Here is a 22,380-nt window from a genome sequence, read left to right on the forward strand (position 1 = left end):
TATGGAGCCTATTTTGTTGTAGAAAAAAAGTCCCATAAGATCTATAATGAAAAGCGACAAAACCATCATTAGAAAGAATCCTATGGAACAATTATATTTTATCACAAAACTTCTTGATATCAAAGACCCAAATATCCAAATTATAGATATCGTTAATAGGGATACTCACAAAGAAATCTTCGCTAAACTGGACTATGACGCCCCGTCTTGCCCTGAGTACAGAAGTCAAATGAAGAAATATGACTTTCAAAAACCATCTAAGCTCCCTTACCTTGAAACAACTGGTATGCCTGCCTACTAGAATCCTCCTTAGAAAGCGTCGTTTTAAGTGCTATCAGTGCTCAAAAATGGCGGTCGCTGAGACTTCTATAGTCAAGAAGAATCATCAAATTCCTCGTATCATCAACCAAAAGATTGCTCAAAAGTTAATTGAAAAGATTTCTATGACTGATATTGCCCATCAGCTTTCCATCTCAACTTCAACTGTTATTCGTATGCTCAATGATTTTCACTTTAAACATGATTTTTCTTGTCTTCCTGAGATTATGTCTTGGGATGAGTATGCTTTTACAAAGGGAAAGATGAGCTTCATTGCGCAAGATTTTAACAATCTCAATATCATCACTGTTCTTGAGGGAAGAACACAAGCTATCATTCGAAATCACTTTCTTCGCTACGATAGAGCTGTCCGATGTCGCGTCAAAATTATTACTATGGATATGTTTAGCCCTTACTATGACTTAGCTAAACAGCTTCGCTTTCGAATTTCTAGGCTCAGGCTGAAACAGTCTCCCAGACTGTTTCACTCCCATGTGCTAAAATCGTTCTAGATTGCTTTCACATTGTGCAACATCTCAGCCGTGCTATGAGTCGTGTCCGTGTCCAAATCATGAATCAGTTTGAGAGAAAATCCCATGAATACAAGGCTATCAAGCGCTACTGGAAGCTCATTCAAAAGGATAGTCATAAATTGAGTGATAAACGTTTTTATCGCCCTACTTTTCTCATGCACTTGACGAATAAAGAGATTTTAGACAAGCTTTTTAGCTATTCAGAGGACTTGAAACACCACTATAATCTCTATCAGCTCTTGCTTTTTCACTTTCAGAATAAGGAACCAGAGAAATTTTTCGGACTTATTGAGGACAATCTTAAGCTGGTTCATCCTCTTTTTCAGACTGTTTTTAAAACCTTTATCAAGGACAAAGAGAAAATTGTCAACGCTCTTCAACTACCCTATTCTAACGCAAAATTAGAAGCGACCAATAATCTCATCAAGCTTATCAAGCGCAATGCCTTTGGTTTTCGGAACTTTGAAAACTTCAAAAAAAGGATTTTTATCGCTCTGAACATCAAAAAAGAAAGGACGAAATTTGTCCTTTCTCGAGCTTAGCTTTTCTTCAACCCACTACAGTTGACAAAGAGCCATAAAAAAAGCCTCGGTAACAAGGCTTTGAGTTTTATGATTGTTTCTTAGGTACGGAATACACTTCAATGTGTTGTCCTAGTACCTTGATGTCGACTGGTAGATTATCTGATTTATCGCCATCAACATCCGACTCTAATTCGATATCAGAAGAAATTTTAATAGTACGTGCCTTTATATATTCAATATTTTCATTCTCTACAAGATCTCCTTTTAACAAATCCGGAATCAAAGATAATTTAGAGAATATAGAAGCATCTTTCAAAATTAGAATATTTGCATATCCATCCTTGTTTTCTTCAAAGATTTTTTTATCTGCAAAATAATTTGTTAGAAGTACTAAAACATGACTTGCTTCCCCAAGGTAATTTCCATTTTCGGTTTCAACTTTAATGTTAAAGACTTGATCTGTCATGACAGACTTCATGGTATTAACTGCATAAGCCAAGATACCAAATTTCGTTTTATCTTCAATTTCAACATTATGAATGGCTTCAGGGAGAGACCCGATACTAAAGATATATCCAAAATAGTGACCATTTGCTTTTCCGATATCAATCTTATCAGTTAAATTGAAATCCAGATCTTCAATAGCTCCGTCAATATCTTGATTGATTTCTAAAAGTTTTGTAATCAGGTTACCAGTACCACCTGGTATAATTCCCAGTTTAGGAATATAGTCCCTTTCAGCAATCCCTGAAATAACTTCATTGACTGTACCATCTCCACCAAAAACTAGAATTGATTCATATCTTTCTCTAACAGCTTCTTCTGCGAAATTTGTAGCATCTTTAGCTTTTTGAGTAATTTTAGTTTCCACATCATCAAAATACTCTCTTGCTTTATTCTCCAGCTTCTCTTTGTAATCTAAAGCTTTTTCTCCTCCAGAAGTTGGATTGATAATTAGCATTATTTTTTTCACTCTGTATTTTCTCCTTAAAATTGAAATAGAAAGGTTATTCTCGATGAAAATCAAAGCGTAAACTAGGGAACTAGCCGTAGGCTACTCACGATACTGTTTTGAGTCTGTATATTAGCCTGATGTAGTTTAAAAAGATTTTCTAATAGTATTAACCTGATGACACATGATATTTGCGTATATTGCTATTATACAATGAAATGTTAAAAAATAGAAATAAATTGCTTTTAATATCGGTTTTTATCTCATATTAAAAAATGATCTATTTTTTACTAGTAGGTTATTCTTAATCATCCAAATTAGTCTCTCTCCTCCACACGATGGAATATAGTTCGTAGATATTATTGCTATTTTCTAGTTCCGAATAAAGATAAAACTCACTTGAAAGAAGATTTTCCCCATATATAAGTCAGTCCTTGTCTGACTAGCAGATAGATGAGTTAATGTTCATTATCTACTAATCTGAAAATGAAAATACTTCAAAAGTCAGTTCAGCTAAGGATGAAAAAAACTCAATTTTTAAGAGAATATGAAATAATACTCAATCAAAATCAAATAGCAAACTAGAAAGCTAGCCACAACTTGCTTAAAGCAGGACTTTGAGGTTACAGATCAAACTAACGCGGTCAGCTCAAGACACTGTTTTGAATTTGTAGATTAGACTGACATGGTTTGAAGAAATTTTTGAAGAAGATGAATATCGCTATAATAAAAGGCATATTATCAAGTGTTTTTGACACCTGATAACATGCACTTTTCTGATTTTAAAGATTTTTCTCCAACTTTATTATCATTTAAGATAAGATGCTTCCATCATGTTTTGCATCATCATCAACAAACTGTTCTTTTACCAAATCCTTGATATCACTTTTGATACTTTTAGTATCTATAATAGAATCTTCACCGAGTTGGTGAAATGTCGCTTTATCTCTAATAGTATATTCTTGGTCATCGTCATATTTTTTGGTTATCAATCGAATCATCTTTCGTCTTAAAGATTTTTCCCCTTTGATGTTTCCTCTTTCTTTTATCCATGCCACTGCTAAAATGACCAGCATTAGACAACCGACATAACCTAAAAGAGGATACATAATAGAGACTAATTCTTTAAATCCCATAAAAGATAAACCATATCCTATAGCGACCGTAGCAATTAGAATAGGGTAAAAGCGCTTAGGTTTGTTTGAAGAGAAACGTTTTGCCAAGGCATAAAATAAACTGAAAGCTGTATTAAAAATAAGTCCAAAAATAATTAGAGCATACAGCAAAGAAAATAGAGGATGAATTTGCTCCGCAATGGTTAACATAGGAATATCAACAGTTGAAACAAGTTTTATATTGGCGTATAAAATACCAGTTGCTACGGTAATAATCAAACTAACTACAAGTCCACCTAAGAGACCACTTTTTTCTGCAACACCAATTCTCATGACAGAACCTCCTAAGACAAATGCCATGGATACACCAGTCATAACAGTTAGTGCGAAATAATTTAGTAAAGAAACCCAGACATTGGGCATCGGAGAAGAAAGTGTAGCTGTGATTGCTTCTAATTCTTCAAAATCAAAACTTTTCCCTACGAACGTATGGACTGCCATAATGATAATCATGACAAAGACCAAAGGAGTAAATATCCCAAGAACGCTGGTAATCTTTTCAAAATTAAGAAAACTGACAATAATGACCAAGATAGCACAAATCAATCCTCCCAACCAAAATGGCAAACCAAATTGTTGGTTAAGGTTTGAACCAGCCCCAGCAATCATAACAAAACCAATTACAAAGCAGGAAACAATTAAAGCAAAATCAAGAATCTTATTAGTAATAGGCCCGGCAATTTGGGAAAGAACTTCAAAATGATCATTTGAACGGAAATAGCTTCCTAAGGTAATGATAATTTTACCAAAAATAATACTTATGATTCCAAGAACAATCGTTCCAATGATACCCCATTTACCAAAACTAACAAAGTATTGCATTAAATCTTGGCCTGAAGATAGTCCAGCACCAATAACAACACCGACATAAGCTAATGCTATATTTAAAATACGTTTTAACACTATTTTCTCCTAACCGTTATCACTACAATCAATGACTGTCTATTTAGTATACTATTTTCTTATATTATTGTCAAAAATATAGGTATTAGAACCCTGTACATAGAAATATTTCCGCACGATATAGCAAGATAACACAAGGACTAGTCAGCTACTAATTAAAATTCTATGGTAATCAGTTGTTGGCTGCTCTTACGCCAGACAAATATCACAAAATAGTAAACTTATAAAGGATAAAATTCTTGAGAAAAAGACCATTCTACTCTTCAAGGTAAATAATAGAATGGTTTACTAAATATTTGTTTTGGACCGATATCTAAAAATTGAAACCAGACAATCTATCAAGAAGAACAGTTCTATTAGATAAGCAAAGATACTTCCACTTATGTTTTGTTGAATCAGTACTAACATAACAAATAAAATCAAGATAAATCCTGTAATGACAGTCTGTTTGGCATTTTCTATTTATAGTCGACAGATTTACCAGCCAATGATAATATTAGCTATTCCTAGCATGATCGCCCATGTTCCAATGTAGTAAGGAATATCTCTAGCTAGGCCTTCAAAACTAACATAGACCAACCAGATGGACAGAAGAATAGGGAAAAATGACTGTGCAAGAGTTCAAACACTTCTTGTCTTACTCAAATATGATAGAAAATCTTTTCCACCTATAAGGATAAAATAGACAGATAAGAGCTCTGAAAAGAAAAGTAATCCTAGATTTTTACGGAAAAAGAGAAAGAGACAAATCAAGAGTGAGACAAAAGTTCTTAATAAATGAAACCTATTCCATTTTTACAACATACCAACCTCCTAAAAAACTAAAGAATACAAGGTGATATAAAATAGGGAGCCACCAGCAACCGAAATTAACATATTCTTTTTTCACTTATGCAAGAAGATAACAACTAAAATAGCTAGCAACTTTGGAAGAAGATCACTAGTATTCGTGAAACTCGTATCTTTGAGACTAAAGACGACCATTAATCCAAAAATAGCTGGAGTGAGAACTTTCCCAAGGTAGAGAATATAAGCTGGCGTTTTCTCTTTGGATGAAAAAAGAATAAACGGGACAAGGCGTGTGATAACAGTTCCCAGTATGACCATAGCAATTGCTATAATTTGTTGATCAAACGTCATTTTATACATTTACCTCCAATTCCTTTCGAAGTACTGTAACTATCAGGATATCTATATTACGGAGTACGAGCGCTTGTCAGATGAAATCAGCATATACGGACTGACCTTACCATGTATATGGATTTTGTAAAACGTGTTGCAGATAGCAAATCACAGTCCAATCTTAGTCAGCCTGTGAAAGAGGCCCTTGACCATATTCAAAGTCATACTAATATAATATCCCATTGTCTGTTCAAATGATCGCAAATCACATTGGTTTTAGTTACTCCTTCTTTGGTAAGCAATTCAAATCTGAAACCAAAAAGACCATTAACGAAGTTATCATAGAAGCCAAAATTGAAGAGGCTAAAGAGTTGTTAGTCCACACAGATAAATCCATTAGCCACATCAGTAGCTATCTAGCTTTCTCAAGCCAATCTTATTTTCAAAATCAATTCAAAAAAATAAGTGGCTACACACCACTCCGATATCGAAAAGAAAATGCTGGAAAGTTCCGACATTGTTTTAGTAAGCTAACTTCCTGAAAATAGGAGTAACCACACATTCCAGAAGGCAGTGATATTGATGAAAATATGAACTAGTATTGGATAGTAGAGATTTTTAGTCATACGATACAATAGAGCCAAAATAAGACCTCCACTAGCATAAATGAAAAAAGCAAGAGGAGTTAAAGTAAAATTGATATGAATATAACCGAAAATAATAGCAGAAAGCAAGACATCTCCGTACCAAGGTGAGTTTTTGAAAAAGGTTGTCATAAGCACACCGCGATAAATCAACTCCTCAGCAATAGGAGCGATGAAGCAAACGATGAGCAAGAAATAGGGTAATTCCTGTCTCCCTATCATTTCTATCGTTTCATTCAAAGAAATTTGATTTGAAGACGAGGGTATGAAATAAGACAAGAAGAAGTCCGACATATACGAAATGATGTAGCCCAGTAAAAGGTAGATAAAGTACCTCAACTGCCATTTGAAATGAAAAGTCTTCTTTCCTGCAAAAACTAGTAGATAGATGACCGCTAATAAAAGACCTCCACTCTCCATCCAAAGTAGAATCTGAAAAAATTCACGACTTGCTGGTAGATAAGGCTTTGCGAGGTGATTGAAAATTCCCCAAAACCAAGTTGATTTGTAAAAAATTAAGGACAAGGCTAGTAAAATTTGAACAATTCGTTTTTTCATCTTAAATCCTCTGTTTTCCTTGACTAACTTATTGAATATAATAGTTTGCTTAATTTAATCACAAGTTTAGTATAGCATATATTTTCCAAATATCCTCCTCAAATCATGAATTGCCATCAAAACATCCTAAACTGTAAAATCAATTAGACCCTATCCTTTTATCATCATCTTCTCTAACAAAGGAAGACCTATGATTAAGTTACTAACCTTGGATATAGATTGCTTTCTCCTAAATGAAATCAAGACCCCAAAAAATCGGGTGGTTTATTTGTCCTGCACCTTACGGAGCAAGACAAATAAAAGCCAGTATTGCTACTGACTCTTACATCATCTTGATTTAATAGGATAAACTTATGCTTCTGGTTTCGTCGTAACTGACTCACTACCTTTTAACAAAGCAAGTAATTTTTCTGCTTCTGTCATGATATCATTATTATCCATGGTTTGCAGGCTCAAGTTACCTCGTAAACTAGCCAGGGTTTCAGTCGCAGTAGCTTTCAGACTAGCATCCGTTACTTTATCAAGTAAAGCTTCTACTTCTTTGAGTTTAGCTTCTACTTTTGCAGTCTCTACTTGATGGACTTCTGGCTCTTCTGTAGTATCTTCAGCTTCTTCCTCTGTCTCGTCTTCATCAGTGCTCGGTTTATAAAGATTATCTGCTGAAGGATTTAAACCAGCGTGATTCTCTTTTTCATCAGATTCAGAGCGAGTTGGCTCACTTACTTCATCATGTTCCTTATTTTCATCAGGTTTACCGTCTTGGTCTGCCTGATTTTTACGAACATGGTCGCTAGCATTACCCCAACCATTATCTGAATGAGGACGTTGGTCCGGATGTTCAACGTAGTATTTTACAGTCGCAAATAAATCTTCTAAGGTATAACCCTCAGGTGCCTTATAGAGTCCTTCGTCAAACCATGCAAACTTAAGATTATGATAGTGATCAAAGTGAGGAATGATAAAGTAACCATTCTGTACAGCTACAGTATACTGTAAATGATTTGGTATTTTTTCTAATGGTACCTTGTTCTCAGCTGTTACGCGGTTATAGATAGCTTCTGTCCCTGTTGCCTCTGGTTTTGCTTCAGTAGAATTTGGAGCTTGTAAGCCTTTTTCTTTAGCATAAGCCTGAGCTGCTGCCCTTTCAGCTTCAGATAAGCTGTCTTTTTTAATCCAGTGGCTATGGTTCAAGTGTGGAGTGACGTAGGCATTTCCTGCATCACTTTCAATATCATGTTCGTCAAAAATGTAGCCATCTGAGGTTGTATATTTACCTGCTAATTTCGCTAATTTAATTTCATCGTCTGTATAGGCAATTTGAGCATTTGGTTTGCCAAGGCGTTCTGGGTGGGTAATTGGTGCTAGAAATGCCAATAAATCATCTACCAATTTTACTTTATTATTAGAAGATTCATTATTCAAGCGTTCTGCTAATTTGTCTAAGGCTTGGAAATCAACAGCACGCCCCTTATTTTCAGACAAGGCTTTATGAGCCTGGGTTAACAGATTATAAGCTTTATCATAAAATTCTTTGTCACGAGAAGAGACGTTTTCTTTCTTCGCAACTAGAGCATGTGTCTCTTGAGTTTTCTTAGACAAGAGATTTTCAATAGCATCAATCTTATCCTTAGCCAAGTCTTTAGCAAAAACATAGTGACTGACACCAGCAATTTCCACAACATAGCCTTTTCCAACTTTTCTAACAACCTGTTCTACTGCAAAATTAGTTTGTTTTTTCTCAGTTGACGGTTGAGCTTGCGGTTTTGGTGCTGGTTTCAAATAATGCATTCCTGGCACGACTGCACCATTTTGCCCTTTTAACAGAATCATTCTTGCAATCTTCTGCTCTAAATCAGACATTTGTGAATAAGGGATAAAGTGATAATGATTTCCGTGAGGCACAGCAACACCATTTGCTGTACGATCTGTTATTTGTGCTGGGTCGAATACCAAGCCATCCGATTCTACATGGCGTTCTGACAAAGGTTTGGCATACAATTCACGTAAAAGGCTTGAAATATCTTCCCCTTGATTCTGATGATAAGTTGGAGTGACAGTTAGATTGTGGTTCTCTGACAAGCTTGGTTGAGCTGGATTTGCATTATGACTAAAACTTGAAGAAGGACGAGACCCCTGCTTCCCATTCCAATAGGCTTGGGCTGCAGCTAATTCCCCTGCAGACAAAGCGCCTTTTGGTATATAGTGGAAATGATTTCCATGCGGTACAATAAAAGCGTCTCCTGTATCTTCAATCACATCTGTCGGACTAAAGACATACCCATCATCCGTTGTATAGGCGCCTCCAGTTGCTCTATTCGGTGCTTGCGTATTGAGATTAAAGTTTGGTTTAATGGTTGAACTTAGTTTATCTGTACTGCTTGGTTTCGTATTATCAGAATGCTTTTGAACTGGCTGACCTCCAATTGGTAGATTTCGAGCCAATTTTTCTTCCAAAGCAGACATTTGCGAATAAGGAATGAAATGGAAATGATCCCCGTGAGGAACTGCCACACCATTTGCAGTACGTTTTATAATCTGTGCTGGGTCAAATACCAATCCATCAGACTCCACATGACGTTGGCTAAGTGGCAAAGCGTACAATTCTTGAAGGAGACTAGCTAAATCCTCACTTTGACTTTCAGAATCTGTTGCAGGATTTTGAGGTGTCTCAGATGGACTCCTTCTCACACTAGATCTTGTTTCTCCCCTGTTAGAACGGTATTCAACCGTACTTAATTGACCGCCTTTTCCAGATAAGAAGGCTTGGGCAGCAGCTAATTCACTAGCAGACAAGTCACTCTTCGGAATATAGTGGAAGTGATTGCCATGAGGAACGATATAAGCATCACCCGTATCTTCTATAATATCAGAGGCATTAAAGATATAACCATCATCCGTTGTATAGCGTCCTTGAGCTCTGGCAGCAGCAACAGCATTATCTGTGCTTGCATTATGATTATGACTGTGTTCCTGCTTCTGACGTTTAATCTCTTCTTTTGTCCGAATATTATCCGCGTGAGCAACATCCTTGAGGTAAACATAGTATTTACCGTTTACCTTAATGACATAGCCACCCTTGATTTCATTGACAATGTCTGAATCCTTCAACTGATAATTAGGATCTTTCATCAGCAGTTCTTCACTGATAATAGCATCATAAGGAACCTTCCCATTATAGTAATGATAATGGTCTCCATGAGAAGTCACATAACCTTGATCCGTAATCTTGATGACAATTTGTTCGGCGTTGATTCCCTCTCTCTTACTGACTTCATCGGGTGTCAAGTTCTCTGCCTTTTGACCAGCCTGATCACCGTCTATATAAGCAACTCGATTAGACTCTTTCTTAGCCTGACCAGCCTGATACCGTCCAAGTTCATAGGAACAAACACTTAGGGCAAGAACTGCCACTGAACCTGCTACATATTTTTTATTGATTTTCATTCTTTCCTCACTTTAATTCTTCTGCTAAAACACTTATATTTTCTTCAAGATTTTCTAAATAGGTCTTGTCATTTTGTGGGTCTGCCTCTAAAGGATTCAGAGTTTTAAGACCCACACCTGTTGATTTGACAAGAGTTTCAGCTACTTTTGAAGAAGCATTACTTTCTGTAAAAATCGTTTTAACCTTATAGGTCTTAACAAATTCCTGAATTTCTGTTAGTTGTCTTGGACTTGGTTCTTGTTCAGGAGAGATACCTGCAATACCAAGTTGATTAAGTCCAAATCTCTTCGCTAGATAAGAAAAGGCTGTATGTTGTGTTACAAAAGTTTTCTGACTCGCTTTTTCAAATTTAGGCTGGAATTTCTTAGTCAATTCTTGAGCTTTTTTGATAAAATCTTGCGCATTTTTTTGATAAGTTTCTTTATGTTCACTATCCACCTCTGAAAGTTTATCAGCGATAATCTGAGCTTCTTCGCCAGCTTTTTCAGGATCTAGCCAAGTGTGAGGGTCATAGAGCGTTTTTTCATCAACTCCATCCCCTGCTTCCACATCTTCTAGCCCTGGGACGCGGTCTAAAGTCATTCCCTCTGAAGCCTCTAAGACCTTCACTTTAGATTTTTTTAGATTGGGATCTAAACTTCCTGCCCAAGATTCGAGCGTATGCGAATGGTAAACAAAGACATCTGCATCATAGATGGCCGCGATGTCATTTGCCGAAGGCTCAAAGGAGTGAATCCCACTACTTGACTGAATCATCCGAACATCATTCAAGTCACCAGATACTTCCTTAACCATAGCGTAGATAGGATAAAAACTGGTCACAATTTTCATCCCCTTTCCTGTCTGGCTTTCCTTTTGACTACAGGCTCCTAGCAATAAAAGAAAAACACTTAACAAGACTAAAAATAAATTTTGTTTCTTCATGAACAACTCCTTAACCGTTTAATTAACTAGTAAACATTCTACTCCTAAAAATTTAATCTGTCAAGATATTTTTAGAAAAAAATTGAAATTTCTTTCACATATAAAAATCTGCTGAGTTTCAACAACTCAACAGACTTTCACTTTATATACTCAATGAAAATCAAAGAACAAATTAGGAAGCTAGCCGCAGGCTGCTCAAAGCACGACTTTGAGGTTGTAGATGAAACTGACGAAGTCAGCTCAAAACACTGTTTTGAGGTTGTAGATAAAACTGACGAAGTCAGTCACATACATACGGCAAGGCGAAGCTGACATGGTTTGAAGAGATTTTCGAAGAGTATTATTCTTCTATGGTAGAATGCTTATAACCATAAGTAAAGTAAATAAAACTTCCTATCAACAAGGCAATCAAGAAAGCAATCCAGGTTTCCATATTATACTGCAACATAAAGGATAAACAAATGATGATTGATAAAATCGGTAATAAGGGTACCAGTGGTGTTTTAAATTCCCCAGCTTTTGGCATCCCTTTTTCTTTCCGTAAGCGAATCAGGCCGTAAGCCAGCATGATTAAGTAGGCCAAGGTACAAATGTTTAAGAAGGCTGCGATACTAGCTAATGGAAACATTCCTGCTGCTACTGCTGAAGCTAGACCTGTCAAGATAGTAGCATTTTTGGGTACCTTGCTAGTCCTCGTTAGTTCTTTAAAGGCAGCAGGCATCAAGCCGTCACGTGCTAAACTGTAAATCATACGCGATAGGGCATAGGTCATCGAAATACAAACTGTAATCAAGGTCAAGATAGCCACCAATGACACATAGTTGGCTGCCCAACTAATCCCAACACTACGAAGGGCAAAGGCAACGGCATCATCAACATTTAGATGACTATAGTGAACCACACCAGTCAAGACAAGCGTCACCAAGGCATAAAGAATGGTTACGATAGAAAGCGATAAGACAATCCCTCTGGGAATATTTTTTTGAGGAGTCTTGACCTCATCTACAGCCATAGAAATGGATTCGAAGCCTAAAAATCCAAAGAACATCAAGGACGCACCAGCCATAATACCAGTACTAGCACCATAGATTTGTCCAAAACCATAAGGAGCAAAATTACTCCAATTATCAAGCTTAATATTCCAAATTCCTACTAAAACAAAGAGAGCTAAAGCGGAAAATTTCAAAATCACTAGAATCGAATTAAAGCGCAAGGCTGCCTTAGCATTTAGTAAAACAAGCGAAGTCACCAAGACCAAGACAAGAATAGGCAATAAATCAACAAACGTCCCTGCTTGAGGATTAAAGGTGCCATTTAAAGCCTGAGGAAGGACTATCCCATATTGAGAAAGCAAGCCTTTAAAATAAGCTGCCCAACCCGAAGCCACACCAGATATGGCTGTCATGAATTCCATCATGGTTAACCAGCCAGCCAACCAAGCTGGAAATTCTCCTAAAATAGCATAGAGATAACTGTAGGCACCACCTGTAGCGGGTACTCGTGAAGCAAATTCTGCAAAAAAGAGGGCTGATAATCCCACACACAAGGCAGAAATGACGATTGAAATCACTAGGGCTGGACCAGCAAGTGTTGCAGCTGCAGTACCTGTGATTGTAAAGACACCTGTCCCTACCATGGCTCCAATACCCAGCAAAATCAAATCCCATAACTTCAAATGTCTGTGCATCTCCGTTTTATCTAAACTTACATTCTTTGTTCTAAATATATTCATCTTTTTCTCCAAAATAAACTGATGATTCTATTTTACCATAAATATAGGAGATTTGTGAATATTTATAAAATAATTTTCTAAAAAAATCTGACTACCTTTTTGTAATAGCTTATACTCAATGAAAATCAAAGAGCAAACTAGGAAACTAGCCACAGGCTGTACTTGAGTACGGCAAGGCGACGTTGACGTGGTTTGAATTTGATTTTCGAAGAGTATTAAGAACCAAAACTCTTGAAGAAGTTGACAATGGCTTGCCAGAGGGAACTTAAGAAGTTACCCCCGTCTTCTAGCGCCTTATCCGCATCGAAGTTAAGGTTGATATTTTTAAAACTGTCGCCAGCTTGTGAAACAATACTTTGTTTAAGGTCATTTAGGGTTTTAGTGAAGTCTGCATTGCTGAGGATATCACTCTTTGAGAGATTCAAAGCAAAGTTGATGATGATATTGATTTGGTTTCCTGTTATAACCTGATCGAGTTTGTAATTTTTCAAGGTATCTTCAACGATTTTACGAACATCTTCTTCTGTCAGACTTCCCTTGCTTTCTTTCGCTTTGGCAAGTCCTGACTTGATATCAGCTAGGGCAACGTTTAATTTATTAGCATCATAGCCTGATTTATCCTTGTTTTCAGCATTGATATCCGACAAAGCCTTTAGCTCTTCTTGAGCCAAGTCTTTGTTGGCTTGTGGCACCTTAGCTCCATTAGCTTCTAGCGAATAATAAATTCCTGCTAAGGCACTCTCACCTGTCACTGGAATAGGTGCAGCTACAGTGATTTTAGCGTGTTCCACACCCAAAGTTACGGCTGCATTTCGGTACATATCCTGAGTCACCTTAGTGATGTTTTCTGGTGTCTCAATATTGACCTCAAGTGGCGACTTGTCACCCAGTTTTTGAATTTTTGCTGATGAATACAGTTGTAAGCTAGAGTCATTTGCCACATTCATGATTTTAGAATAGACATCAGGTGTCATGGTCTTGAGTTCTTTGGTGTCTGTTGAGGCGTTGTAGCCCAGTTTTTTAAGGGTTTGATTTTTTTGGTCTTCAGATAGTGAAGAACCTAGAACATATTCAGGTTGAACATAGGTTTCGTCAATGACTTTTTGAACATCTGTTGCTGCATGGGCGCTATTCATAGCTGTTACTGCCCACAAGACCGCAGCACTGGTCAGAAAGAGTTTCTTTCTCATGGGGAATTCCCTCCTTTACCTCTCTAGAGTAATATATCTATCTTAAAGAAAACTTATAACAAAAACACCTGGACTAGCCAGATGTTGAAAAGAGAGTGAAACATTTGATGATGTAAAGGTTAAGTTGCACCTGTCTAGAATAATAATAGTTTCCCCCATTTACGTAAAGTTCAGCACCGTGAAAGATAGAAATAGGGTGAATATAACTATAAGTCTTTCCAGTGGTATTGCCCAGCAAGGGAGCAACAGTATCACGGGAGTACTGTTTGGCCAGTGCTAGGGTGTTTTCCTTACCATTTTGGGCTATAAAATCGATATAGGCAGGTCCAAAATTATAGGCTTGAACAGCTGTCCAGACATCAACACCCTTCTTCTGCGCCAGATAGAGATTATCTGTCAGAGTTTGCACACCTTGCCGAATGCTAGAGGCATTATCGTTGATGGTGTTGGTTGAACCACTTGCAGACTCACTAGACTGCATGACGTCGCCTTCTTTTCCTTTTGTTTCAGTATAAATCATAGCGAGCACGAGCTCTTCGTTTGCTGGGGTGTCTTTTTCACTCAAGATTTCGCGCACCATGGGTTGATAAGTCATAACTTGCTTGACATCTTGGTGAAGGCGGTAAGTTTTATAGCCAGCAAAAAGGAAGACTGCTAGTACAAGCACTCTTCGAATTCGTTTAAACATTATTTACTTTGGATATCCTCGATATTTTTGATTAAGATAGAGTAGGTTCCATTGTCGTTTTGGATAAACTCAACAGACTCGGCGTCTTGATAGACGTTATTGGGAACGATGAGCTCAATTCCATTTGACAAGGAGAGTTTTTGGTTTTCAAATTTCTTTAATTGGCGACTGGCATCAATTTCATCAAATTGAACTGGTTCTGGTACGGCTTCTTTGACTTGGTCAATAAAGCTCAAACGAGCCGTCAGATTATTGTCAAAAAGGTCGTTGGCCAATTTTTCTGGTGACAATTCATTGCTTTCTTCCAGATTATTGAAAATCGCTGATTTTACCTTGGATTGAAATTGAAAATCATCTGTATTAAAAGATTCAGCAATTCTCTGGGCCGTTTTTTCTAATTCCTTGATAGATTTTTTAGGAGAAATCTTAGGGGCGACGGCTAGGAGATTATCTGAAAAATAGTTCAAGAAAGCCCCGTTGTACTTGATGCGTTTTTCAATCAGATGGTACTTACGGCTTTGAAGATTAACCACTAAGGCCTCATCAGCACCCGTTCCAAATCCAGGCAGGTTATTCTGAGTTAGCTTGATTGGATTATCAACTTCTCCACCGAGGTGAGTCAAGGTCTCACGCAGGGCAATTCGCAAGAAAGCGAAATGTTCCACACCTTCTTTAGAAAATTGCACAAAAATCAAGTCATTGGTCTTGAGGTTTTCAGAAATACTGAACTCTTCTTTCCAGAGATTAGCCAGTGTTACTGATGTCTCCAACAAATCGTCTGTGATGTGATTGAAGAAGGGATTTTCTTCTTCGAAAATCCCAGTCTTGGCTTCATCTGAATACACACGTTCAATTTTTTTCCGCAGGTATTCTTCGATTTTTGGAGTGATATTGAGAAACTTATCCGCCAAGAACAGCTCGGTATCATCCGGACTGAACTGATGGATAATGGCTTTCTTAATATAAATGTCCATAAAAGTTTTAGTCCTCGTATAATGGGAAGGCATCTGTTAATTCTTTGACTGCACTTCTCACTTCTTCTAATACAGCCTCATTTTCTGCATTTTTAAGGGTTTTAATGATCAGTTCAGCCACTTTGCGACTTTCTTCTTCACCAAATCCACGTGCAGTTATGGCTGCAGATCCGATACGAATACCACTTGTCTTGAATGGTGACAAGGTTTCGTATGGGATTGAGTTTTTATTTAGAGTAATATTGACTTCATCCAGCAAGTTTTGAGCAACTTTTCCGTTTTCTACAACCTTAGTCACATCCACTAGGAAGAGGTGGTTTTCAGTCCCACCAGAAATGATACGGAAATCAGGGTCTTGCAAGAAGACTTCTACCATAGCCTTGCTGTTTTTGATCACATTAACAGCATATTCCTTGAAGGCTGGATCCAAAACTTCTTTGAAGGAAACAGCCTTGGCAGCTACAACATGTTCCAAAGGACCACCTTGAATACCTGGGAAAATAGCTGAATTGATCTTCTTAGCTAGGTCCTCATCATTGGTCAAAATCAAACCACCACGAGGTCCACGAAGAGTTTTGTGGGTTGTTGTTGTTGTGATATGAGCGTATGGAACTGGACTTGGATGTAGACCAGCTGCAACCAAACCAGCAATATGAGCCATATCTACCATGAGTTTAGCCCCAACAGCATCCGCAATTTCACGGAATTTTGAAAAGTCGATAATTTGAGAATAGGCTGAAGCACCAGCTACAATCAGTTTTGGTTTTACTTCTTGGGCTTGTTTCAAGATAGCATCAAAGTCCAAGAATTCCGTTTCAGGGTCCACACTATAAGAAACAAAGTTGTAGGTTTGACCAGAGAAGCTAACAGGAGCTCCGTGGGTCAAGTGTCCACCTGCTGCCAAATCCATCCCCATAACGGTATCACCTGGCTCAATTAAGGCCATGTAAGCCGCGCAGTTAGCTTGGCTTCCTGAGTGAGGTTGGACATTGGCGAATTTAGCACCGAAAATTTCCTTTGCACGTTCAATGGCTAGAGTTTCTACCACGTCTACCACATCAGTTCCACCATAATAACGGTGTCCTGGGTAACCCTCGGCATATTTGTTTGTCAAGATAGACCCTTGAGCTGCCATAACAGCCTTGGAAACTACGTTTTCCGAAGCAATCAACTCAATGTTGTTTTGTTGGCGTTCTTCTTCTTTAGCAATAGCATTCCAGAGATCAGCATCGTATGCTTTAAAATCATCTTTATCAAAAATCATAGGTCTTCTCCTTTTATTGTGTGACTAGTCCATTAGTTTCATTTTCTTATTAGAAAATCAAACTAAAAGATGCGAATAAACCGTTTCTGCATTTTATCACAAGTATAACCAACTTTTTCATAAAATGCATGAGCTCCCAGACAATGATCGGCAGAGTTTAAGCGGATAAACCCATAACCACGTCTTTTAGCTTCTTGTTCCAACCCTTGTAGTAAACTTTTACCAATACCTTGACCTTGCGCTTGAGGTGAAACTGCTAAAGCTAAAACATTAAATCCTGCTTTAGAATAAAGTGATTCATAGACCTCAGCGTGGACATATCCAAGCAAGGCATGACTAGCTGTATCCTCATAAGCAAGTAAGAAATGATGGAAATCCTGAGATAGACTAGCTAATTGACTAGCCGTGTCCTCCAGACTAAAAGAATAGTCCAAAGCCTCTTGGTTGATGTCACAAATGGCTTTCACATCAGTTTCTCTTAAATCTCTCAGCATCTCATTCCTCCTCAAAAGAAATCTCTGGCAACTGAGCAAGAATATCTTCTCGCTTAATGGCCCCTTGGCGTAAGATTTTCACCTTGTCTCCCGACAAATCCAAAATAGTTGAATCCTGTCCAGTTAGAAAAACATCGTCTTCCAGACCCAGAACCTCTTGGTCAAAATCCTTCAGAATTGGTTCAAAGGTTACTCCACTTGCCTGACCTGAAATATTGGCAGACGGTCCAATCAAGGGTCCCGTCTCTCTAATCAAATCAAGCGTGATGGGATGACTTGGTATCCGAAATCCCACCGTTGCAAGGTCAGAATTGACCCAATAGGGAACTCGGTCATTGGCTTCAAGGATAATGGTCAAGGGACCCGGTAAAAAGGTCTCTACAAGTTTTTGTAGATAAGTTGGCTGATTCTTTGAAAAATGCAAGATGTCCTTTAAAGAGGCAACATTGAGATTAAGGGCCTTGTCTCTAGGACGACGTTTGAGTTGGTAAACATGATCAACTGCTTTTTCGTCTAAAGCCTTGGCAAAGAGACCGTAAACTGTCTCTGTAGGTAGAACGACAGCTCCACCATTTTCCAACTCTTGTTTAATCCTGTCCATCATCAACCACGACCATCCTATCTTGACCAAATTGGTCCTTGAATGTTCGAACTCTCTTTGCAGGAAGATACTTCCTAAAAAGTTCAGGAACACTTTGACCTTGCTTGTATCCAATTTCAAGGTAAATCTTACCACCATCTTTGAGATAGTCTTTTGCATCTTCCGCAATTCTACGGTAAATAGCTAGGCCATCCTCATCTGCAAAGAGGGCTAGGTGAGGTTCTGAATGCAAAACATTCAAACCCACCTCTGACTCATCTTCACGAGAGATATAGGGTGGATTGGAAACAATTATATCATATTTTTCAGAAATTTCTGTAAAACAGTCAGATTTTTTTAAAAATATTTGAAGATTTTGATTTTTAGCATTCTCGGAGGCAAGGTCAAGCGCCTCTTGAGAAATATCTGCTGCTGTCACTGACCAATCTGGTTTATTTTTTGCTAATGCAAGGGCTATGGCTCCACTTCCAGTCCCGATATCTAGGACCTTAAGATTTTCCTCAGAATTTTCATCCAAGATAAGCTCAACCAACTCCTCTGTCTCTGGACGAGGAATCAAAACACGCTCATCCACTTTTAACTGCATTCCGAAGAAATCTGCATGACCAATGATATACTGGGCTGGTTTATGAGCCGCTAACTGCTTGTAAATTTCCTCTACAAATAATTCTTCCTCTGTTGTCACTTCCTGCTGGAGGGCAAAAACAAAATCTGTAAAAGATAGATTTTTCAGGCTACGATAGACAAAAGAGAGGCTTTCTGCTTCCTCTCCTTGTCTTATCAACTCTTCTTCAAAATCTGAAAATAATTGAGCTAATTTCATTATTTGTTTAATTCTTCTAATTTTTGTGTTTGGTCATAGAGCACCAAGGCATCCACAACTTCGTCCAATTTACCAGACAAAATGGTATCTAGTTTCTGGAGGGTTAAGCCAATACGGTGATCTGTGACACGGTTTTGTGGGAAGTTATAAGTACGAATCCGTTCTGAACGGTCACCAGTACCAATTGTCGACTTACGCTCAGCGTCTTGTTCGTCTTGTGCAATCTGGGCAAAATGGTCAGCAACACGCGCACGGATGATCTTCATGGCCTTCTCACGGTTTTTCTGCTGGGTACGTTCTTCTTGCATCTCGACCTTGATATTGGTTGGCAAGTGAACAATACGAACGGCAGTCGCAACCTTATTGACGTTCTGTCCACCAGCACCAGAGGCGTGATAGATGTCAACACGAAGGTCTTTTGGATCAATATCGTATTCAACTTCTTCTACTTCAGGCATGACAAGAACTGTAGCAGTTGATGTATGGACACGACCTTGGCTCTCTGTCACAGGGACACGTTGCACACGATGAGCACCAGACTCATACTTGAGTTTAGAGTATACAGATTGACCTGAAACCATAGCAACTACTTCTTTGAATCCACCGACACCATTCATAGAGGCTTCCATGACTTCAAAGCGCCAGCCTTGGGCTTCCGCATACTTTTGATACATGGTTAACAGGTCTCCAGCGAAAAGCGCTGCTTCGTCTCCACCAGCTGCTCCACGAATTTCAAGAATGATGTTCTTATCATCGTTTGGATCTTTTGGAAGGAGCAAGATTTTCAGTTTTTCTTCGTATTCTTCTTTTTCAGCCTTGGCATCTTTGAGCTCTTGCTTGGCCATTTCTTCCAAGTCCGCATCTCCACCTGATTCCTTAATCATCTCTTCAGCATCAACGATGTTTTGAAGGACTTGTTTATATTCTCGGTAAGCCGTCACCGTATCACGACTTGAAGCCTCTTCTTTTGAAAGCTCCATGAAACGCTTGGTGTCTGATACAACATCAGGGTCACTAAGCAATTCTCCTAATTCTTCATAACGGTCTTCTACAGCTTGTAGTTGATCATAGATGTTCATTTTTCTTCATTCTCCTTATTGATTTCAGGGGCAAAATAATGTTTACGGCAAACCGAGATATAGGTTTCATTGCCACCGATTTGAATCTGTTCTCCATCATAAACGGGCAATCCATCCTGTGTACGCAAAACCATAGTTGCCTTTTTCTTACAATACTGACAGATGGTCTTGATTTCGTCAATCTTGTCTGCTAAGAGCAGGAGATACTTGGAACCTTCGAACAGTTCATTGCGAAAGTCATTTTTCAAACCAAAAGCCATGACAGGTATGTCTAACTCATCAACAACACGAGCTAGATCGTAAACATGATGACACTTAAGAAACTGGGCCTCATCAACCAACACACAGTAAGGTTTTTCTGATAGGTCTCGGATATAGCCGAAGATATCAGTTGTTTCCTCAATCGCAATGGCAGGGCGTTTCATGCCAATACGACTCGACACATAGCCAACACCGTCACGAGTATCAAGAGCTGAGGTCATAATCACAACACCTTTTCCTTGCTCCTCATAGTTATAGGCCACCTTGAGAATCTCAATCGTCTTACCAGAGTTCATGGTCCCATAACGATAATACAACTGTGCCATGTTTCTTGCTTCACGTCCATTTCTAAATTTTTGCTACATTCTAGTATATCATAATTTTCTGAAGCTTTAAACGGCAAAATGTGGTAAAATAGAAGAAATCAAAACTAGTGGAGGAAGCCATTATGCCATTTGTACGCATCGATTTATTTGAAGGACGCACGCTCGAGCAAAAGAAGGCTCTTGCTAAGGAAGTAACAGAAGCTGTTGTTCGCAACACTGGAGCCCCTCAATCTGCTGTCCATGTCATCATCAACGACATGCCAGAAGGAACTTACTTCCCACAAGGAGAAATGCGCACCAAATAAGCTAGCTTAAGCAGAATTGCTTAGGCTTTTTCAATCTCCAAGTGGCATCCATTGAAGAAATAGTTCAAATTTGTTACAATTTGAAAAGAGACTTGGAAAAATTTCCAAGAAAAGAGCTATTAATTAAAGGAAATATTATGATTACACGTGAATTTGATACCATCGCTGCCATCTCTACTCCACTAGGTGAAGGAGCTATTGGTATTGTCCGCTTGAGCGGAACAGAAAGTTTTGCAATTGCGCAAAAAATTTTCAAAGGGAAAGACTTGAGTCAGGTTGCTAGTCACACTCTCAACTACGGTCACATCGTTGACCCTCAGACAGGAAAAGTCATGGACGAGGTTATGGTTGGAGCTATGAAGTCTCCAAAGACCTTCACTCGTGAGGATATTATCGAGATTAACACCCACGGTGGGATTGCGGTGACCAATGAGATTCTCCAGCTAGCTATCCGTGAAGGAGCTCGATTGGCAGAACCTGGTGAATTTACCAAACGTGCCTTCCTAAATGGACGTGTGGACTTGACCCAGGCTGAGGCGGTCATGGATATCATCCGTGCAAAGACTGACAAGGCCATGAACATTGCAGTTAAGCAATTAGACGGCTCCCTTTCTGACCTCATTAACAATACCCGTCAAGAAATCCTTAACACACTTGCCCAAGTTGAGGTTAATATCGACTATCCTGAGTATGACGATGTTGAAGAAGCGACTACTGCTGTTGTCCGTGAGAAGACAATAGAGTTTGAGCAATTACTAACCAATCTCCTTAGAACAGCCCGTCGTGGTAAAATCCTTCGTGAAGGAATTTCCACAGCCATCATCGGACGCCCCAACGTTGGGAAATCTAGCCTCCTCAACAACCTCTTGCGTGAGGACAAGGCTATCGTTACAGATATTGCTGGTACTACTCGAGATGTCATCGAAGAATACGTCAACATCAACGGTGTCCCTCTCAAATTGATTGATACAGCTGGTATCCGTGAAACGGATGACATCGTGGAACAAATCGGAGTTGAGCGTTCGAAAAAAGCCCTCAAAGAAGCTGACTTGGTTCTACTGGTGCTAAATGCCAGTGAACCACTGACTGCGCAAGACAGACAACTTCTTGAAATTAGCCAAGATACCAATCGCATTATTCTACTTAATAAAACCGACTTGCCAGAAACAATTGAAACTTCGGAACTCCCTGAAGATGTCATCCGCATTTCAGTTCTTAAAAATCAAAACATCGATAAAATCGAAGAGAGAATCAACAACCTCTTCTTTGAAAATGCTGGTCTAGTCGAGCAAGATGCAACCTACTTGTCCAACGCCCGTCATATTTCCTTGATTGAAAAAGCAGTTGAAAGCCTACAAGCTGTTAACCAAGGTCTTGAACTGGGGATGCCAGTTGACTTGCTTCAAGTTGACTTGACTCGTACTTGGGAAATCCTCGGAGAAATCACTGGGGATGCTGCACCAGATGAACTCATTACCCAACTTTTTAGCCAATTCTGTTTAGGAAAATAAGAAAAATCCATTATCGTTCGTGCGGTCATGGATT

General features: G+C 38.6%; 18 protein-coding genes and 1 pseudogene. 3 read left to right on the forward strand and 16 right to left on the reverse strand.

Going from position 1 to position 22,380, the window contains the following annotated elements:
• Positions 1-82 precede the first annotated feature (82 nt).
• Positions 83-1,393, forward strand: a pseudogene (locus tag HT724_RS08330) (transposase).
• 67 nt (positions 1,394-1,460) lie between these two features.
• On the opposite strand, the gene HT724_RS08335 reads toward HT724_RS08330, so the two are convergent.
• The 16 genes from HT724_RS08335 to HT724_RS08415 all read right to left on the reverse strand — a co-directional run bounded on the left by HT724_RS08335 (position 1,461) and on the right by HT724_RS08415 (position 20,530).
• The gene (locus HT724_RS08335; protein WP_173276418.1) at positions 1,461-2,348 is read right to left on the reverse strand and encodes a YegS/Rv2252/BmrU family lipid kinase; all 888 of its coding nucleotides are present in this window, start codon (positions 2,346-2,348) and stop codon (positions 1,461-1,463) included.
• A gap of 791 nt (positions 2,349-3,139) precedes the next feature.
• Positions 3,140-4,405 (reverse strand): hypothetical protein, encoded by a 1,266-nt coding sequence (locus HT724_RS08340; protein ID WP_173276419.1) that lies wholly within the window; start codon positions 4,403-4,405, stop codon positions 3,140-3,142.
• An 885-nt stretch (positions 4,406-5,290) separates the two neighbouring features.
• On the reverse strand, positions 5,291-5,545 hold the full coding sequence (locus HT724_RS08345) for an AzlD domain-containing protein (RefSeq protein WP_240156737.1): 255 nt from the start codon (positions 5,543-5,545) through the stop codon (positions 5,291-5,293).
• Between the two features lie 512 nt (positions 5,546-6,057).
• A complete protein-coding gene (locus tag HT724_RS08355) occupies positions 6,058-6,729 on the reverse strand; it encodes a CPBP family intramembrane glutamic endopeptidase (RefSeq protein WP_173276421.1) in 672 nt (223 codons plus the stop codon).
• A gap of 351 nt (positions 6,730-7,080) precedes the next feature.
• On the reverse strand, positions 7,081-10,173 hold the full coding sequence (locus HT724_RS08360) for a pneumococcal-type histidine triad protein (protein ID WP_173276422.1): 3,093 nt from the start codon (positions 10,171-10,173) through the stop codon (positions 7,081-7,083).
• Positions 10,174-10,180: 7 nt separating this feature from the next.
• Positions 10,181-11,098, reverse strand: coding sequence for a zinc-binding lipoprotein AdcAII (gene adcAII, locus HT724_RS08365; protein ID WP_173276423.1), 918 nt, complete (start codon positions 11,096-11,098; stop codon positions 10,181-10,183).
• 340 nt (positions 11,099-11,438) lie between these two features.
• Positions 11,439-12,830, reverse strand: coding sequence for an amino acid permease (locus tag HT724_RS08370; RefSeq protein ID WP_173276424.1), 1,392 nt, complete (start codon positions 12,828-12,830; stop codon positions 11,439-11,441).
• A gap of 215 nt (positions 12,831-13,045) precedes the next feature.
• Positions 13,046-14,020, reverse strand: a complete 975-nt coding sequence (locus HT724_RS08375) for a DUF1002 domain-containing protein (RefSeq protein WP_173276425.1) — start codon at positions 14,018-14,020, stop codon at positions 13,046-13,048.
• Positions 14,021-14,093: 73 nt separating this feature from the next.
• The gene (gene pmp23 / locus HT724_RS08380; RefSeq protein ID WP_173276426.1) at positions 14,094-14,708 is read right to left on the reverse strand and encodes a cell wall hydrolase Pmp23; all 615 of its coding nucleotides are present in this window, start codon (positions 14,706-14,708) and stop codon (positions 14,094-14,096) included.
• Positions 14,708-15,682, reverse strand: coding sequence for a nucleoid-associated protein (locus HT724_RS08385; protein ID WP_049547194.1), 975 nt, complete (start codon positions 15,680-15,682; stop codon positions 14,708-14,710). The genes pmp23 and HT724_RS08385 overlap by 1 nt, the downstream gene beginning before the upstream one ends.
• A 7-nt stretch (positions 15,683-15,689) precedes the next feature.
• The gene (gene glyA / locus HT724_RS08390) at positions 15,690-16,946 is read right to left on the reverse strand and encodes a serine hydroxymethyltransferase (RefSeq protein WP_173276427.1); all 1,257 of its coding nucleotides are present in this window, start codon (positions 16,944-16,946) and stop codon (positions 15,690-15,692) included.
• A gap of 62 nt (positions 16,947-17,008) precedes the next feature.
• A complete protein-coding gene (locus tag HT724_RS08395) occupies positions 17,009-17,440 on the reverse strand; it encodes a GNAT family N-acetyltransferase (RefSeq protein WP_173276428.1) in 432 nt (143 codons plus the stop codon).
• A 1-nt stretch (position 17,441) separates the two neighbouring features.
• Entirely contained in the window at positions 17,442-18,044 is a 603-nt protein-coding gene (locus HT724_RS08400; protein WP_173276429.1) for an L-threonylcarbamoyladenylate synthase, read from the reverse strand.
• Positions 18,028-18,864, reverse strand: coding sequence for a peptide chain release factor N(5)-glutamine methyltransferase (prmC, locus tag HT724_RS08405; protein WP_173276430.1), 837 nt, complete (start codon positions 18,862-18,864; stop codon positions 18,028-18,030). Before prmC ends, HT724_RS08400 begins: the two co-directional genes overlap by 17 nt.
• The gene (gene prfA / locus HT724_RS08410; RefSeq protein ID WP_001028807.1) at positions 18,864-19,943 is read right to left on the reverse strand and encodes a peptide chain release factor 1; all 1,080 of its coding nucleotides are present in this window, start codon (positions 19,941-19,943) and stop codon (positions 18,864-18,866) included. The genes prmC and prfA overlap by 1 nt, the downstream gene beginning before the upstream one ends.
• The gene (locus HT724_RS08415; RefSeq protein WP_054392867.1) at positions 19,940-20,530 is read right to left on the reverse strand and encodes a thymidine kinase; all 591 of its coding nucleotides are present in this window, start codon (positions 20,528-20,530) and stop codon (positions 19,940-19,942) included. The genes prfA and HT724_RS08415 overlap by 4 nt, the downstream gene beginning before the upstream one ends.
• 122 nt (positions 20,531-20,652) lie before the next feature.
• On the opposite strand from HT724_RS08415, the gene HT724_RS08420 reads away from it, so the two are divergent.
• Together HT724_RS08420 and mnmE are read left to right on the forward strand one after the other, a co-directional pair.
• The gene (locus HT724_RS08420) at positions 20,653-20,835 is read left to right on the forward strand and encodes a 4-oxalocrotonate tautomerase (protein WP_001117401.1); all 183 of its coding nucleotides are present in this window, start codon (positions 20,653-20,655) and stop codon (positions 20,833-20,835) included.
• Between the two features lie 137 nt (positions 20,836-20,972).
• Positions 20,973-22,346, forward strand: coding sequence for a tRNA uridine-5-carboxymethylaminomethyl(34) synthesis GTPase MnmE (gene mnmE / locus HT724_RS08425; RefSeq protein WP_173276431.1), 1,374 nt, complete (start codon positions 20,973-20,975; stop codon positions 22,344-22,346).
• The last annotated feature ends 34 nt before the right edge of the window (positions 22,347-22,380 follow it).

The sequence above is a fragment of the Streptococcus sp. k-402 genome (assembly GCF_013277515.1).
Classification (GTDB): Bacteria; Bacillota; Bacilli; order Lactobacillales; family Streptococcaceae; genus Streptococcus.